At 73.5% G+C, this 15,117-nt stretch carries 14 protein-coding genes; 10 read left to right on the top strand and 4 right to left on the bottom strand.

Annotated elements, in window-relative coordinates; genetic code table 11:
- Window positions 1-101 precede the first annotated feature (101 nt).
- Genes ACFS27_RS08305 through ACFS27_RS08295 form a run of 3 tightly spaced genes read left to right on the top strand, consistent with a single transcriptional unit; the run spans window position 102 to window position 2,268 of the window.
- Window positions 102-476, top strand: a complete 375-nt coding sequence (locus ACFS27_RS08305) for a cold-shock protein (protein WP_308292350.1) — start codon at window positions 102-104, stop codon at window positions 474-476.
- Window positions 477-499: 23 nt separating this feature from the next.
- Window positions 500-1,360 carry a DUF3027 domain-containing protein gene (locus ACFS27_RS08300; RefSeq protein WP_377181841.1) on the top strand — a complete coding sequence of 287 codons (861 nt, stop codon included), beginning with the start codon at window positions 500-502 and terminating at the stop codon, window positions 1,358-1,360.
- The gene (locus ACFS27_RS08295; protein ID WP_377181839.1) at window positions 1,357-2,268 is read left to right on the top strand and encodes a sacsin N-terminal ATP-binding-like domain-containing protein; all 912 of its coding nucleotides are present in this window, start codon (window positions 1,357-1,359) and stop codon (window positions 2,266-2,268) included. Before ACFS27_RS08300 ends, ACFS27_RS08295 begins: the two co-directional genes overlap by 4 nt.
- A 2,476-nt stretch (window positions 2,269-4,744) precedes the next feature.
- On the opposite strand, the gene ACFS27_RS08290 is transcribed toward ACFS27_RS08295, so the two are convergent.
- On the bottom strand, window positions 4,745-4,981 hold the full coding sequence (locus ACFS27_RS08290) for a DUF2530 domain-containing protein (RefSeq protein WP_377181837.1): 237 nt from the start codon (window positions 4,979-4,981) through the stop codon (window positions 4,745-4,747).
- A 202-nt stretch (window positions 4,982-5,183) separates the two neighbouring features.
- On the opposite strand from ACFS27_RS08290, the gene ACFS27_RS08285 reads away from it, so the two are divergent.
- Window positions 5,184-6,251: a glycosyltransferase gene (locus ACFS27_RS08285; protein WP_377181835.1), complete on the top strand. Its 1,068-nt coding sequence runs from the start codon at window positions 5,184-5,186 to the stop codon at window positions 6,249-6,251.
- A 12-nt stretch (window positions 6,252-6,263) separates the two neighbouring features.
- Here the strand turns inward: ACFS27_RS08285 and ACFS27_RS08280 are convergent, their stop codons facing one another.
- The gene (locus ACFS27_RS08280) at window positions 6,264-7,895 is read right to left on the bottom strand and encodes a polysaccharide biosynthesis tyrosine autokinase (RefSeq protein WP_377181833.1); all 1,632 of its coding nucleotides are present in this window, start codon (window positions 7,893-7,895) and stop codon (window positions 6,264-6,266) included.
- On the opposite strand from ACFS27_RS08280, the gene ACFS27_RS08275 reads away from it, so the two are divergent.
- The 4 genes from ACFS27_RS08275 to ACFS27_RS08260 all read left to right on the top strand — a co-directional run bounded on the left by ACFS27_RS08275 (window position 7,885) and on the right by ACFS27_RS08260 (window position 11,312).
- The gene (locus ACFS27_RS08275; RefSeq protein ID WP_377181831.1) at window positions 7,885-8,028 is read left to right on the top strand and encodes a hypothetical protein; all 144 of its coding nucleotides are present in this window, start codon (window positions 7,885-7,887) and stop codon (window positions 8,026-8,028) included. The genes ACFS27_RS08280 and ACFS27_RS08275 overlap by 11 nt on opposite strands.
- A gap of 84 nt (window positions 8,029-8,112) precedes the next feature.
- Window positions 8,113-9,153, top strand: coding sequence for a glycosyltransferase family 4 protein (locus ACFS27_RS08270; protein ID WP_377181829.1), 1,041 nt, complete (start codon window positions 8,113-8,115; stop codon window positions 9,151-9,153).
- Window positions 9,154-9,243: 90 nt separating this feature from the next.
- Entirely contained in the window at window positions 9,244-9,744 is a 501-nt protein-coding gene (locus tag ACFS27_RS08265) for a PH domain-containing protein (RefSeq protein ID WP_377181827.1), read from the top strand.
- A gap of 8 nt (window positions 9,745-9,752) precedes the next feature.
- Window positions 9,753-11,312 carry a PH domain-containing protein gene (locus ACFS27_RS08260; protein ID WP_377181825.1) on the top strand — a complete coding sequence of 520 codons (1,560 nt, stop codon included), beginning with the start codon at window positions 9,753-9,755 and terminating at the stop codon, window positions 11,310-11,312.
- A gap of 27 nt (window positions 11,313-11,339) precedes the next feature.
- On the opposite strand, the gene ACFS27_RS08255 is transcribed toward ACFS27_RS08260, so the two are convergent.
- Together ACFS27_RS08255 and ACFS27_RS08250 are read right to left on the bottom strand one after the other, a co-directional pair.
- Entirely contained in the window at window positions 11,340-12,299 is a 960-nt protein-coding gene (locus tag ACFS27_RS08255; RefSeq protein WP_377181823.1) for a sulfotransferase family protein, read from the bottom strand.
- Window positions 12,296-13,228: a sulfotransferase family protein gene (locus ACFS27_RS08250; protein ID WP_377181821.1), complete on the bottom strand. Its 933-nt coding sequence runs from the start codon at window positions 13,226-13,228 to the stop codon at window positions 12,296-12,298. Before ACFS27_RS08250 ends, ACFS27_RS08255 begins: the two co-directional genes overlap by 4 nt.
- A 235-nt stretch (window positions 13,229-13,463) precedes the next feature.
- On the opposite strand from ACFS27_RS08250, the gene ACFS27_RS08245 reads away from it, so the two are divergent.
- Both ACFS27_RS08245 and ACFS27_RS08240 read left to right on the top strand, forming a co-directional pair.
- Window positions 13,464-14,309: a CAP domain-containing protein gene (locus tag ACFS27_RS08245; RefSeq protein WP_377181819.1), complete on the top strand. Its 846-nt coding sequence runs from the start codon at window positions 13,464-13,466 to the stop codon at window positions 14,307-14,309.
- An 84-nt stretch (window positions 14,310-14,393) separates the two neighbouring features.
- Window positions 14,394-14,900 carry a CAP domain-containing protein gene (locus ACFS27_RS08240; protein WP_377181817.1) on the top strand — a complete coding sequence of 169 codons (507 nt, stop codon included), beginning with the start codon at window positions 14,394-14,396 and terminating at the stop codon, window positions 14,898-14,900.
- Window positions 14,901-15,117: the final 217 nt, after the last annotated feature.

The following is a 15,117-nucleotide window of genomic DNA, read 5'->3' as shown; positions in this document are numbered from 1 at the left end:
CCTGGTGCTTCCGGCCGGAGGTGGCGCGCTCAGCTCGCAGCAACCAGGCCGTCCCGAGCAGTTTCCACGAGCAGTATCGACAAGCACAGAAGAAGGTCGTAGTGCCCACCGGCAAGGTCAAGTGGTTCGACACCGACAAAGGCTTCGGTTTCATCGCCAACGAGGACGGAGGCGAGGTATTTCTGCACGCCTCCGCCCTGCCCGAGGGCGTAGTGCCCAAGCCGGGCGCCCGGGTGGACTTCGGGGTGGCCGACGGCCGCCGCGGTCCCCAGGCGCTCGCGGTCAAGGTGCTGGACGCTGCCCCGTCGGTTGCGAAAGCAAAGCGGAAGCCCGCCGAGGACATGGCTGTGATCGTCGGCGATCTCACGCAGATGCTGGACCACGTAGCAAATGACCTGCGCAAGGGGCGTTATCCGAAGAACACGGAGACGCTTGCCAAGATGCTGCGCAAGGTCGCAGACGACTTCGACGCCTGAATCCCCACGAGGTCCCGAGGAACATGGTCACGACCATCGCGCCCGCCACCCGAACACCCACCCGGAGGGTCGTCGCACGCTCAAGCCGAGACGCCGTCCTGAACGGTGCCGCCGAGCTTGCTCGCGCCGCCGCACAGGAGGTAGCTGAGCGGCCGGACGACGTCGGGGAGCACCTCGGCACCCTCTTCGAGGACGAGCGGGTCGCCTCGCACCGCTTCGCCGCCACCATGCGGGGCTACCGCGGCTGGCACTGGACCGTGACGGTGACCCGCGTGCCGCGCGGTCGGACCGCCACGATCAGCGAGGTCGAGCTGCTGCCGGGCGACGATGCGATCCTCGCACCCGCCTGGCTGCCGTGGTCCGAGCGACTGCGCCCCGGCGACGTCGGCGCGGGCGACGTGCTGCCGTTCCGCGCCGACGACCCGCGGCTCGAGCCCGGGTACACCCCGACGGGCGACCCGGAGATGGACGAGGTGGCGATCGACGAGCTCGCGCTCGCCCGTGCCCGCGTGCTGTCCCCGGAGGGCCGGGCCGAGGCCGCCGACCGCTGGTACCGCGGTTCGCGCGGCCCCACCACTGCGGGCGCCGTCGCGGCGGCCGCCGAGTGCATGACCTGCGCGTTCCTCATCCCGTTGTCCGGGTCGATGGGACAGCTCTTCGGGGTGTGCGCCAACGAGTGGTCGCCTGACGACGGCAAGGTCGTCTCCCTCGACCACGGCTGCGGCGCACACTCGGAGACCGACGTCGAGGAGCACCCGACCGACTGGCCGGCGCCGGCACCGCTGATCGACGAGCACGAGGTGGAGACCACCGCGCTGGTCGAGCCTGCTCCGGCGGTCGAGCCTGCCCAGACGCCGGGCAGCGGGGACGCATCTCCCGCGTGACCAGCGACCCCTTCGGCACCGGCGCGCTGCGGCGCGCGGTGACGGAGGCGTGGCGTGCCTCCCCGACGCGCTTTCGCGAGGACGCGAACTCCGAGGAGGACCACGCCCGCGGCTACTACCGCGACCGGGTGGTGGTCGAGCTGGCGCAGAACGCGGCCGACGCCGCCGCGCGCGCCGGGGTGCCGGGCCGGCTGGTCCTGCGCCTCGAGCCGGCCGGCCCCGCTGACGGTGGTCCGGCTCGTGGTGCCGCTGGTGACGGCGGCCTGAGCGGGGCCGGCGCGGGCTGGCGGCTCGTCGCCGCCAACACGGGAGCGCCGCTCGACGCCGACGGCGTCGCGTCGCTCGCGTCCCTCCGTGCCTCGGCGAAGACCGGACGGCTCGACGGTGCGGCTCCGGTGACCGCGGACGTCGTCGGCCGCTTCGGCGTCGGGTTCGCCGCCGTGCGCTCCGTGTCCGACGACGTGCTGGTCCGCTCCCGCGACGGCGGCGTGCGGTTCTCGCTCGCCGCGACCCGCGCGGAGCTGGGCCTGGGGCCGGCCGATGCCGAATTCGGTCCGTTGGCACAGGCCGGCGCTGAGGTCGGTCCCTTGCATCGAGATCGGTCCATCGATGGACCGATCTCGATGCAAGGGACCGACCTCGATGCGGACGCTCAGCAACCGACCGATCTCGGGCGCGAAGCCACGGCGCGGGGGGGACGCGCTGCCCGTGCTGCGGCTCCCGTTCCCCGCGCCCGGTACCGCGCCGGACGAGCCGGACACCGTGGTCGAGCTCCTGCTCCGCGACGCCGACGCCGTGGCCGCCGTCAGTGCCCAGCTCGCCGCGCTCGACGACGCGCTCCTCCTTGCCCTCCCCGCCCTCGACGAGGTGTCGATCGAGGACGGCTTCGCAGGTCAGCCGGGTTCTGACCCGTCGGGTGCCACGCCGTCGCCGTCCCGCCGCGTCCTGCGTGACGTCGGGTCGCGGTGGCGCGTGCACCGCGCCTCCGGTGCCCTCGACGTCGACGAGTCGCTGCCCACGGAGGCGCGTCGCACGGACTGGTCGGTGCTCTGGGCGCTGCCCACCACCGGGGGCCGCGCGGCGGAGAGGTCCGTGCTGCACGCACCCACCCCCACGGACGTCCGGCTCACCTTCCCAGCGCTGCTCATCGCGTCGTTCCCGGTCGACCCGGGGCGGCGGGGCGTGCTCCCCGGGCCGACGTCGGACCGCGTGGCCGCCGAGGCAGGGCGGGCCTACGCCGCGTTCCTTGGCGCCCTCGGCACGGAGCGTGAGGTCCTCGGGCTGGTGCCGACGGGGCTCCCCGCGGGCGACGTCGACGCCGCGATCCGGGCGTCGGCCGACAGTGCCCTGCGCGACACCCCGCTGCTCCACCTGAGCGCACCGGACCCGGCCGGCATGGGCGCACCGGACCCGACGTCCGGGTCGGCGGACGCCGCCGGGACGCGGCGCGTCGCGCCGAGGGACACGGCCTTCATCGCCGGGCCGCTCGGCGAGGACCCCGCGCTCGCCCGGGCACTCTCCGCGGGCGCCCCGACGGCGCTCGTCACCGTTCCCGTGCGGTTCCAGGCCCTTGCGCGCTCGCTGGGCGCCGACCCCGTCGACCTCGCCGACCTCGTCGAGACGTTGCCGCCCGAACCCGTGGCAGTGCACGCGGCCCTCGTCGCTCTCGCGCCGCACGCCGGCGAGCCGACGGTGCTCGAGGCCGTCGCGGGCGCACAGCTTCCGCTCGCCGACGGCCGGGTGGCCAGGGGCGCCCGGGGGACCGTGCTGCTGGACGCGCCGCACCTTGCGGGAATCGCTCGCGCCCTCGGCGTGCGCGTGGTGCACCCGGACGCCGCGCACCCCCTGCTGGAGCGTGCCGGTGCTGCGCCCACCACGCCGCGCGGGCTGCTCGCGGACACCGCCGTCCGGTCGACCGCGCTCGCCGCGGCGGAGGACGTGCTGGACGACGCCGACCCCGAGCGCCTCGGGGCGGTCCTGTCCGCGGCGGGGCCGGCGCAGCGCGACCCTGGCGTGCTCGACGACCCGGCGCCCGCCGAGACGGTCTCCGCGGTGCTCGAGCTGGTCCAGCTCGCCACGGCCGAGCCGGGGTCCGACCTTCCGTTCTGGCTGGGCGAGCTGCCCGTCGTGGCGGACGACGACGTCGTCCCCCTGCGCGAGGCCGCGCTGCCCGGGACGTGGGCTGCCCAGCACCTCGACCTCGCCCTGGTGCGGGACGACGTCGTGGAGCGCTGGGGGCAGGCGGCCCTCGTCGCCGCCGGTGCCCGGGCCGACCTGGGCGTCTACCGGGTCGGCGACGTCGTCACGCCCGACGAAGGGGACGAGGCCGGCTACGGGCCTGACGACCCCGCCGGCTGGCTCTCCGACTGGGACGAGTACCTCGAACATCTCGCGGACGAGCTCGGTCCCGGCGCGTGGGTCGGTGACCTGACGGCCGTGCCCGACCTCGACGCGCTGCGGGACGCCACTGCCACGGACGCGGCGCCCACGGCGCAGGCTTCGCTCGCGGCCGCGCTCGGCGGCATCGCCGCCGCACCGGAGCTGCGCAGCGCCCTGCTGACCCCCGTGCGCTCGCCGGACGCCCCGGGCCGGGAGGCCGTGTCGTACACGGCGTGGTTCCTGCGTCGCCGGCTCGGTGGGCCGTTCGCGCTCGGCGACACACCGCTGCTGCCGCCCGCCCCGCCGGAGACCGCGGGCCTCGGTGCGGACCTCCTGACCGCGCTCTGCGGGGTGCGGAACCTGGCTGACCTGCCCAGACAGGAGTGGCCGACGGTCCTTGAGCGGTTGCCGGAGGCGCGGAGCCGGATGTCCGCCGACGTCGCGCGCGCCGTCTGGCAGGGGCTGGCGGCACTCGCGCGGGACGACGACCCGCGTCCGATCGCCCCGCCTCGGCTGCCCGCGCTCGGGCCGACCGGCATCACCGTGGAGAGCACGGACGACCTCGCGGTCGCCGCCACGCCGCGGTGGGCGCAGCTCGGCCCCGTGGTGCCGGCTCCTCCCGACGTCGCCGAGCAGCTGGCCGACCTGCTGGACCTTCCGTACGAGGGCCACTCCGTGCTCGCCCCGGAGGAACCGGGGGAGCCGATCGAGCTGGACCCCAGGGTCCGGGCCCTCGCACCGGGCGCGCCGACGACCTGGCTGCGCCACGACGCCCTGACGGTGGACGGCACCCGGGTCGCGTGGTGGGTGTCAGAGGACCCGACGGGCACGGCAGGGCCCGGCGTAGCCCACGCGACCTCGCCCGAGGCGCTCGCCCGCGCGTTGGCCGAGCTCACAGGGGCCGACGTGCTCCTGCTGGAGGCGGCACTGCGCGACCCGGCGCGGGCGGAGGAGCTGAACGCGGAGCGGGCCTGGGGCTGATGGCGGGGTGCGCGCCGCGCCGGCCTATCGCTGGCGGCGCGCCCAGAGCAGGCCGAGCCCGCCGAGCACGATGCCGGTGCCGCAGACAGCGATCGCCTCGATGCTGCCTCGGCCGGTGAGGTGCAGGATCAGCGTCACGATCAGCCCGATCGCGAACAGCCCGATACCCGCGCCGAAGACCCGGAAGAGATCGGCGCGCGGGGCAGGCGGGCTGGGCCGGCGCTCCTCGGGGTGCGCCAGCAGGGAGCGGATCGTTGGCACCTTGCCATTGTACGGACAAGGGCCCGTCAAGCGGGTCCGTGCCTTCTGCGCGTCCTGGGTGAACCGGGGCGGGTTCGCGGCCCGCCGATCGCCCGGGTGCGCGGCAATGGTCACGGGAATACGATCTACAGCCATTGCCGGGTGCTCAGGTCCCTGGATCTGCGTCTCGTCCGGAAGGGACATGGTGCGTCGAACGAGCGGTATGGGCAGGGCCACCGGTCCTGACGAACCGGCAGGTGCCGAGCCGCCCGCCCGCCAGCGGATCCGCGTGCTGCACGTGCTCCCCGCCCCGAACGGCACCACGCAGTACGTCGACCACATGATCGGGGCAGCGCCGCCCGGGACGGCGGTCCTCACGTTCTCGTGGCCGCGTGCGGTCTTCGGCGCGTACGACGTGCTGCACGTGCACTGGCCGGAGCTCCTCGTACGGCAGCGCACACCCGTCGGCCGGCTCATCAAGGTGGCGCTCGCCTACACGCTCCTGCTCCGGCTCGAGCTGACCGAGACGCCGGTCGTGCGCACCGTGCACGACGTCGCGCCGGACGAGCAGGGGCACCGCCTGGCGAAGTCCTTCCTGGACACGCTCGACCGGCGCACGGCACTGTGGATCCGGCTCGACCCCACGACGCAGCTCCCGCCAGGCGTACGCAGCATGACCATCCCGCACGGACACTACCGATCGGTGTTCCCGCCCGACCCCAGGATCAGGCCGGAGGCGGGCCGGCTGTTCCTGTTCGGCCTGATCCGCCGGAGCAAGGGGGTCGAACGGCTGCTCGACGTGTTCCGCGCGGTCAACGACCCGGTGATGCGCCTGACCATCGTCGGCAGATCATCCGACCTGCGACTCACCGACCGCATCGAGGCGGTCGCTGCAGCAGACGACCGGATCGAGGCGAGGCTGGGGTCCGTGCCCGACGACGTGCTCGCCACGGAGGTGCGCCGCGCGGAGCTCGTGGTCCTGCCCTACCCGGACATGCACAGCTCCGGTGCCGCGCTGCTCGCACTGTCGCTCGACCGGCCCGTGCTCGTCCCGCGCAGCGCCGCGACGGACGCCCTCGCCCGGGAGGTCGGCGACGGCTGGGTGTTCATGTTCGACAGCGTGCTCCAGCCCGCGGACCTCCTGCGGGCCGTCGCCGTGGCGCGGATGACCCGCGAGCGAGGCACGCGGCCCTACCTGGACGAGCGCGACTGGGAACGAGTCGGTCGCCGGCATGCCGAGGCCTACCGCAAGGTGGTGCCCCGCCTCGCCGGGGGAGCCGTCGGGTCCTGACCGGCCGACCGGCTACCGGCGCGCCGCCCGGCTCGGGGTGCGCCTGGTGCGGTCGGAGACCCGGAGGGTACGGAGCTCGCTCGTCGGGGCCGGCCCCGAGCCAGGAGCGGCTCTCCCGGTCCGGACCGGTGCCCAGGCGGGCGTGGGGCGCTCGGCCTCGGTCGGCGCGGCGCGGCGCACGGGAAGTCCGTGCGCGGTGCGGTTCTCGGGCGGCTCGGCGACCGCGGTCAGCCGTGGTGGCCGGGCCACCGATACGGGCTGCGTCTCTCGTGCGGTCCGTGCGGACTGCTGGGCCAGCGTCCGCTGGGTCGGTCGGGTGGGCGTGGTCGGCTCCGCCGTCCGGCCCGCGACGTTCAGGACGATGCCGAGCACCCGGGCGCTGACGGCGGACAGGTTCGCGAGCGACTGGCGCAGCTGCTCGCGGCGGAGCCGCCCGGTCCCGGCCACCACGAGCACGCCGGTGGTCATCCGCGCGATGAGGGCGGCGTCGGTGGCCTGCAGCAGTGGCGGGGTGTCGATGATGACGTAGTCGAACCGCTCGCCCATCTGCAGGATCAGCCGGGCCATCGCCTTCGAGCCGACGAGCTCTGCGGGGTTCGGGGGCACGGCGCCCGACGGGATGACGAACAAGCCGGCCGAGCCCCACGGCTGGACGACGTCCTCGATCGTCGCGCGCTGGATGAGGAGCGTCGTGAGCCCGACGGACTCCTCGATCCCGAGGTGCCAGGCGACCGAGGGCCGACGCAGGTCGGCGTCGATCAGAAGGACCTTCGCGTTCGCGTCGGCGAGCGTGATGGCGAGGTTGATGGCCGAGGTGGTCTTGCCCTCGTCGGGCACCGAGGAGGTGACGACAAGGGCCTGCGGGCCGCCGTCCAGGTCGAGGTACTGCAGGTTCGTCCCCAACCGCCGGAACGCCTCGGACGGCGCGCGGTAGGGGTCCGTCCGGCCGGCCAGCGGGTTCCTCCTCGCCTCGTCGTCCATGGTGACGGTCCCGATGACCGCAGAGTCGGTGATGCGGCGCAGGTCCTGCTCCGACCGGACCCTGGTGTCGGCGATCTCGCGCAGTGCGGCAAGGGCGACCCCGAGGGCCGTGCCCAGCAGGAGGCCCGCGAGGATCAGGACGGGGATGTTCGGGTAGCTCGCCCGGGACGGCGCGGCGGCCTCGCGGGCGAGCTGCAGCCGGACGGGGGAGGCGCCGGCCTGCTGCGGCGTCTCCAGCTCGTCGACGCGCTCCGCGAGGCTCGCGGCGACGGCGTTCGCGATCCGTGCGGCAGCCGCCGGGTCGGCGTCGGTGGCCGTGATGTCGATGAGGACCGTGTCGGTGACGGGTGCCGCCTGGACCCGGGAGCCGAGCTCCCCGGCATCCGTGTCGAGGCCGAGCTCGTCGACGACGGGCTGCAGCAGCTGAGGGCTCCGCACCAGGTCGGCGTACGAGACCAGGCGGCGCTGTACGTAGGTGGTGCCGGTGGCCGGCTCGGACGTGGGCTCGGCACCGTGGAACGACACGAAGACCTGCGAGGTGGTCGTATAGGTGGGCGTCCGGGTGAGCGCGAAGAGGCTCGCCAGCACGATCCCGGCAAGCGCGAGGGCAACGACGGGAATCCAGCGCCTACGGATGATCCTGAGGTATTCGATGACCTTCAACGCGTTTCCCCTGATGATGCACGATCGTTCGGTTTCGGTCGGCCGGGAAAGTGCTTTGATCGGCCGGGAAAGTGCGCTGATCTGCGTCGAGCAACGGTTTCTTTGCCGCGCCTACCTGCGCTTCCGTTGGTAATCTAACCGACGTTCGGTGGATGCGCGCCCGCTGGGGTTTATGCCCATTTAAGGGCGAATCTCGGCACGCGACGGAGGGGCGCAGTTGCATATTCTGCATGTCACGGACCGGTATTCCGGTGGCGTCGGCCGGGCGATCGACCGCATGACGGAACTGGTTCCCGAGGCCGAGCACCATCTCCTGTCCACCGGTGTCGAGCGCACCACGGGGCACGGCGTCTACATGAGCACGGCCAGCCTCCCGGACGGGTTCGTCGCCCGGGTGCAGGCGGTCCACCGGGCCGTCGACGAGTTGGTGCCCGACGTCGTGCACGCGCACTCGAGCTGGGCCGGGATGTACACGCGGGTCCGGAGGCTGCCGGTGCCCGTCGTCTACCAACCGCACTGCTACTACTTCGAGCGGCCGGGCCTCCCGGGCCCGGTCCGTCGCGCGGCGCGAGCCCTGGAACGGGCCCTGGGGAGGAACAGCTCGGTGCTCGCGGTCGTGAGCCCGCGCGAGGAGCGCCTCGCCCGGTCCCTGCGGGTGCGGAACATCGTGCGGATCCCCAACGTCCCCTCGGCCGCGGCGGTGCGGGAGGCCGGTGCGCGCTCCGGGGTGGTGTCGACGAACCCGCGGACCGTCACGATGATCGGCCGCGTCACGGCGCAGAAGGACCCGCGGTTCTTCGCGGAGACCGCCCGGCTCGCCCGCCGGTTCGACCTGAACCTGCACTTCCGCTGGCTGGGCGACGGTGACGAGGCGCTCGTGCGCACGCTGAGGGACACGGGCGTCGAGGTAACGGGCTGGCTCACCGCTGACGACGTCATGCGTCAGCTGGCTGCCTCCGACGTCTACCTGCACTCGGCCTCGTACGAAGGCTTCCCGATCAGCGTGCTGGATGCCGCCCGCGTCGGGCTGCCGACCGTCGTGCGTGAGATCCCGGCGTTCGAGGGGACCCGGCTCACCACCGTCGAGTCCCCGGCCGAGGCCGCCTTCGCCGCGCATGCCGCCGTCGAGGACCCGGAGCAGCGGCTGCACATGATCGAGTCGGGCGACTGGCTCGTCGGTGCGATGGACGAGTCGGCCCTGCACGACGGCGTGATCGAGGCGTACACGACGGCCACCGGAGGGGCACGGGTGGTGTGACGGCCGCCCCCCGTGCGGAGCACTTTCCTGGACGGGAGGCTGGTCGTGCGGGATCGTCCGGACCGTGTGGGGACAACGAGAGAGCGCCGGATGAGTGCGGAGCTTCCGGCGGCCGGCGATCCGGGTGCCGAGCGCCTGGCCGACGCGGCCGTTCGCTACTGGAACCTCCGCTCGCTGATCGGCGGTGTGTTCTTCCTGGCCGCCTGTGCGGGCGCCCTGCTGATCTTTCGCGCGGAGTGGATGTTCTTCTGGGGCCCCTGGGTCGTTGCTCCGGTGGTGGTCCTCGGCGTCCTGATCGACGTGCTGATGGCCAACCGGGTCCAGTTCCGGAACTACTCGTTCACCGTGACCCCCGAGTTCGTCTATGTGGCGCGAGGCCGTCTGTTCCGCAGGTCCGCGACGATTCCCACCGCGCAGATCCTCAACGTCGAGACCGTGCAGGGGCCGCTGCTGGCGTCGATGGGTCTCGTCACGGTGCGGTTCACCTGCCTCCTCGAGGTGGACGGGGTCGGTCCGCTGACGCCGGACCGGGCGGAGCACATCCGACGTGCGGTGCTCGACCGGGGTGCCGACAGCCGGGTCGCCGCTTGATGTCGCCCGTGTCCCGTGCCGGGGCGCGGGCTCCGGCAGCGCTCGTCGCAGCCGAGCTCGTCCACGCTCTGCCGGGCTTCGCTCTGCTCCTGGTCGCCCTGTCCGCGTGGGCGGGACGTGGCGACGGTCCGGCGCGGACCGCCGGTCTGGTCGTCGTGCTCGTCGGGCTCGCGCTGCGCCTGGTAGCGCCGCTCTACGGCTGGTGGTCGATCACCTACGTCGTCGACGACGTAGGTGTAGCGGTGACGAGCGGGCTGATGGCCCGTCGCACGCGGGCGATGGCCTGGGCTCGCGTGCGGAGCGTCGAGACACGGCGGCCGTGGTACCTCCGGCTCTTCAGGCTCAACCGTGTGACGCTGATCCAGGCCGGCGACGAGTCGGCGCAGGTCGTCCTCCGTGCCGTCCCCGACGGCGACCCCGTGCTGGCCCGGCTGCTGACGTTTGCGGCTTCCGAGCCGGCCTCCGGGTCGGACGCGGCGGACCTTGGGCCGGACCCGGCCGCCCTGGTCCGGGACCCGGCGGAGCCGGGCGACGGGCTCTCCGGCGACGTCGCCCCGGAGGCGAGTGAGAGCACCTCCGAGACGCTGATCCACGTGCTCGACCGGCGTGCCCTGGTCCTGGTGAGCCTTGCGCATGGGCAGGCGTTCCTGCTGGCGCCGGTGGTGCTGATGGCGGGTTGGGAGGCGATCGACACCCTCGGCCTCGCAGAGGGCCTCGGCGGGGCCACCGAGCGATTCGGCATCGTGTGGGTGGGGGTCGTGGCCGTGCTCGGCGCCATGGCGCTCGGCGTCGTGGGCACGGTCGTGCGGTTCCACGGATTCCGGGTGACCGAGCTGCGCGATGGCCGGCTGGCCATCCGATACGGGCTGATCGAGGCCCGCGAACGCGTGGTCGACCCGGGAGCGGTCGTGGGGGTGATGGTCCAGCGGAACATCCTCGAGCGGCTGATGGGCCGCGCACGGCTCTCGGTCGTCACCCGGGACGCGAGTGGTGGGCTCGGCACGAACCTGATCGTGCCATCGGTCTCGCTCGTGGTCGTGGACGCCCTGGTCCGGAGGCATCTCCACAGCTTCCTGACCGAGCGGACCTACCGCGCCGAAGGCCGAGGAGCGCTGGCGCGGAGCGGCGGGTCCACGCTGGCCCTTGTCGCCGTGCCGGCCCTGGTGTTCTGGCTGATGCAGGCGATGGTGGCGACACCGGTGGTCTGGTCGGCCGTCGTGGCGCTCGTCTCGTTCGCGCTGCTCCGCGCCCTTGGCATGCTCCTGGCCGCTGAGCTGCACTTCGATCCGGTCGCCGACGTCGTCGTGCACACCACTCTGTTCTCGTCCGAGCGCATCACGACCGTCGCGGCGTCGTCGCTGCACGGCGTGGCGGCCTGGCAGCGGCCGGGGCGGCCCGCGCACCCACCGCTGCTCGTGTCCTGTCATCTCTACACCGGCCGCGCTCGGCGGCTTGCCGCCGTGCGCTGCGGCCGGCAGGACCTCGACGCACTCAGGGCGGCCCTGATCGACGGGTACGGCAGTACGGCGACGACATCGATGGCGAGAGCGGCCGGACAGGCCGGCTGAGCGTCGGCGCGGCCCGTCGTCCGTCCGTCAGCGCGCGATGTGCGGGGGACGGCGGAGGATGCCCGCGACGCTCTGCCGGACGACCGACGGCACCACCTCCGCTGGCACCATGCGCGCGATCCGTCGGGCCGGTGACGCCGCGGTCTTGCGGTGGACGTAGGGATAGAGCGCACGGAGCCGGTCGAACTCGGCTCGGGTCCCCGCGTCGTCGTGGTCTGGCAGGACGTCGAGCGCGGCCCAGGTGTCGTCGGCCAGCGCACGCAGGGGCGCGGGGACGGGTACGTCGCGCCAGGTGACGCCGGCCCGGTGCAGCGAGGGGTCGACGAACGCGTCCACTCGTTCCACCGCCGCCATGTCGTCCGGGTCGATCATCGGCAGGCCGAGCGCCGCGGCGGCTCCGAAGACCGGCTCGTCCCAGTCGTGGATCAGGTCGCCGTAGCGCACGAACGCCCGGGGCGTCGCGCGGGTGGCGAGCTCCGTCCCCAGCATCAGGTTGATCCATCCCGCCACGTGGTCGACCAGCCCGCGGCCGCTGTCGGTGGCGGCCTTGCTGCCGACGACCTCCGCCGGCGGGCGCACCACGGTGAGGCACGACGCCGGGGTCCCTGCGCTCGTGGCCGCCTCCAGCCAGAGCTCGAGGAACCAGAGCAGCCGGGGATCCTTGATGACGAGGTCGCCGTGGGCCGACACCTGGGCACCGAGCCACGTTCGGATCTGGCCGAGCGCGTTCTCCTCGGTGCTCGCCCGGTCGACGAGGTGCCAGGCGATGGGGCGCGGGTCCGACGGCCGCACGCCGGCCGACCGCAGCATGCCGTCGTGGAAGTCCACCACCCACTGCGGCTCGCTGGAGCCGCGCGGGCTGGTGGCGTCTGCCGCGACCTCCGGTCCGGGGACGTGCAGCCCGAACTGGCGCAGCACACCGGCGAGCATGCTGGTGCCGCTGTGTCCTGAGCCGGTGACGTAGACGACGCGGGCCTGCCTCGTCATCGGGCGTCGGCCGCGAGGGTCGTCGGTGCGCCGCGGACCACCGGGGCCCACGGGGCTGCCTCGTCCAGCGTGCTCAGGTCGTAGCCGTGGGCGCGGATCCGGTCTCCGAGATGCTCGTTGACCACGTTGCGATAGCGGGGGAGCAGCGCGGCGTCGGTGACGTCGCGGAGCAGGTCGGCCCGTGGCGTGCCGCTGCGGGAACCGAGATTCCCGACGTGGTTCCGGACCCGACCCGCCAGCTGGTCACGGCCGCCGGTCCGCCACAGCTCCGCGTAGCGGTTGCTGCGCCCGGCATCGACGGCACCGACCGCCTCGGCGTCGAGCTCGATGTCAAGGAACTCCGCGACCCGGCCCAGCTCCTTCGTCGGCTCGCGCATCAGGTGCTCGTACCGCAGCACGAGCAGGTTCTCGATGTGCAGCGCGTCCTCCGCGAACACGTCGTGCGCGTGCACCCAGTGCTCGACGAGCCGCGGGAAGCCGTAGGTGAACCGCCCACGGGTCCGCGTGGCCCACTTCCGGACCGCCAGCGCCTGGACGACGGGGTGCCGCGTCACGACGATGAAGCGCGACCTCGGGAAGATCTCCTGGAAGTAGCGCATCTTCGTCAGGTTCGGTGGCGACTTCTCGACGAGCACCGTGCGGTCGAGGTCCCAGTAGGGCGACCAGCTCTGCCAGAGTCGCGCCCCGGCGTCGGGCACGCGCCGTGCGTCCTCCTCGGTGAGGTGCGCCTCCGGATGGAAAGACCATGTGGACGTATTACCCAAGCTGCCCAGGTAAATGTCCTGAATATGCTGGCCCTCGTCGAGCGTGGCGCCGGTGCCGGTCAGTACGGAAGCGTCAGCGCTCGCACCGATGGTGCGGGCGACCAGGGTGGTGCCGCTGCGATGCAGGCCGCCGACGAAGGTGATTCGACGGTCGTTCCAAGGCATGCTGCTCGTGCTCGTTCCGGACATCAGGAAACCTCAGCTGGTCGGCTGGGAAAGGGTGGCTGGTGCACCGCAAAAATATGCGATGAATGTGCGGCGTGCGACCTGAGTCCGGCATTCCAGGCCGTCTGCTCCCGACAGTGGTGCTGCCTCTCCAGCGGGTCGGTGGCCGGGGTGGCGGTGACCTCTCGTCCCCGGCCATTCCGCATTGTCGACATCGCCGGTATTGTCCGGACTTGTGTCCCCAGCGCGCTGCACGACGTCGTCCGCGGCCCGGCCGGGGCGCGCCCTGCGCAGAGCCGTCGCCAGGGTGGTCCTTGGCGTCGCGGTAGCCACGTGCGTGACGGCCTGCGCCGGGCTCCTCGACCCCGGCGCAGAGCCGATGCCCGCGCCGGGAATCGCCCCAGGTGTGGTCAGCGCGGCAGCCCCCGTGGAGGTGGCGCCCTCCCCGCAGCCCACCTCGGTGGGGTCGATCCAGGGGGAGCACACCCAGGAGTCCGCCGCGGTGGACGTGCAGCCCGCACCCACCGGTTCGGCGTCACGCGGCGCGGACCGCGACGCGGCGCCAGGGGCGGGCGACGACGCGGGCCCGGGCGGCGGCCCGGACTCCGGAGACTCCGGCGGGAGCGGCGGTTCCGAGGACGGCGGTTCCGGGGGCTCCGACGGCGGGACCGGTGGCGAGCAGGGAGGGGCCGAGCCGGACCTGAGCGACGCCGTGCAGTACGCCACGGCCCTGGAGGACGCCGTCAACGGGCACCGCACGGCGAACGGCCTGCCGGCCCTGGCCCACGACGCCTGCGCGTACGACGTAGCACTCGAGCGAGCCGCCGCGCTGGTCGGGCAGGAGCTGGCGCACGCGCCGCTCGGCCCGATCTTCGAGGTCTGTCCCACCAACGCCGTCGCGGAGAACCTGGCCAAGGGCGCGTGGACTCCACCGGAGGCGGCGCAGGGCTGGATGGACTCCGAGGGGCACCGCGCCAACATCCTGAACGGCGACCTCACCCGTGGCGCGGTCGCCTGCGTGCCGGACGGCGGAGATCCCGCCGCGCCGGTCATGATCTGCGCGCACGTGTTCCTGGGCTAGCCGTGCCGGCCCGGCCGGCTGGTGCGACGGACGCCACGGTGCCTCCGGTTGTGGAGGGCCGACGCGCGGTGTCGAATCGACGTCGTGCGCCGCACCTCGACCGGCTTCGCCGTCCAGCTCCTGACCGTGGCCGTGCTGCTCACCGCCTGCTCAGCGGCGCCGGACGCCGGTTCGAGCGCGCCCAATGCCTCCGCAGCCGTCGACCTGGCCGACCCGGAGCAGTACGGGGCAGCCCTTGAGGCCGCCGTGAACGTGGCGCGGGCACGGCTGGACGTGGCGCCCCTCGAGCACGACACGTGTCTCGAGGCCGTCGCGGTGGACCGCGCCGAGGCTCTGATCGGCGCGCCGGAGCTGGTCCACGCACCGCTCCCGCCCGTGCAGCGGAGCTGCCCCGGCGACACGGTCGCCGCGGAGAACCTCAGCCGCACCGAGCGCCCGCCGCAGGACGTGGTGCAGGCCTGGCTCGACTCGCCGTCGCACCGGGACAACCTCGTGAACGCCCAGCTGCTGCGCGGCGCGATCGGCTGCGTGCGCGACGGCGGCACGGCCGCGGCACCCGTCCTGATCTGCTCTCACGTGTTCCTCGGTTGAGCCGGAGGTGCAGCGCAGGGTGCGGGCCGAGGAACGAGGCACGCGCCTGGAGCGGAACCGCAGGCTCAGCCGATGACAGCAGAGGTTGAGCCGGAGGTGCCCGAGGGCGCGGCCCGAGGGCCGAGGCACGCGCCTGGAGCGGAACCGCAGGCTCAGCCGATGACAGCAGAGGTTGAGCCGGAGGTGCCCGAGGGCGCGGCCCGAGGGCCGAGGCACG

Source organism: Promicromonospora vindobonensis (assembly GCF_042685865.1).
Classification (GTDB): Bacteria; Actinomycetota; Actinomycetes; order Actinomycetales; family Cellulomonadaceae; genus Promicromonospora; species Promicromonospora vindobonensis.
The sequence above is the reverse complement of the archived record's forward strand: the minus strand, read 5'-3'. Positions and strand labels throughout refer to the sequence as shown.

Coding starts and splice junctions, on each gene's coding strand:
- ACFS27_RS08300 (WP_377181841.1), top strand. CDS start 500: ATGGTCACGACCATCGCGCCCGCCACCCGAACACCCACCCGGAGGGTC.
- ACFS27_RS08285 (WP_377181835.1), top strand. CDS start 5,184: ATGGGCAGGGCCACCGGTCCTGACGAACCGGCAGGTGCCGAGCCGCCC.
- ACFS27_RS08275 (WP_377181831.1), top strand. CDS start 7,885: ATGACCTTCAACGCGTTTCCCCTGATGATGCACGATCGTTCGGTTTCG.
- ACFS27_RS08265 (WP_377181827.1), top strand. CDS start 9,244: ATGAGTGCGGAGCTTCCGGCGGCCGGCGATCCGGGTGCCGAGCGCCTG.
- ACFS27_RS08255 (WP_377181823.1), bottom strand. CDS start 12,299: ATGACGAGGCAGGCCCGCGTCGTCTACGTCACCGGCTCAGGACACAGC.
- ACFS27_RS08250 (WP_377181821.1), bottom strand. CDS start 13,228: ATGCCTTGGAACGACCGTCGAATCACCTTCGTCGGCGGCCTGCATCGC.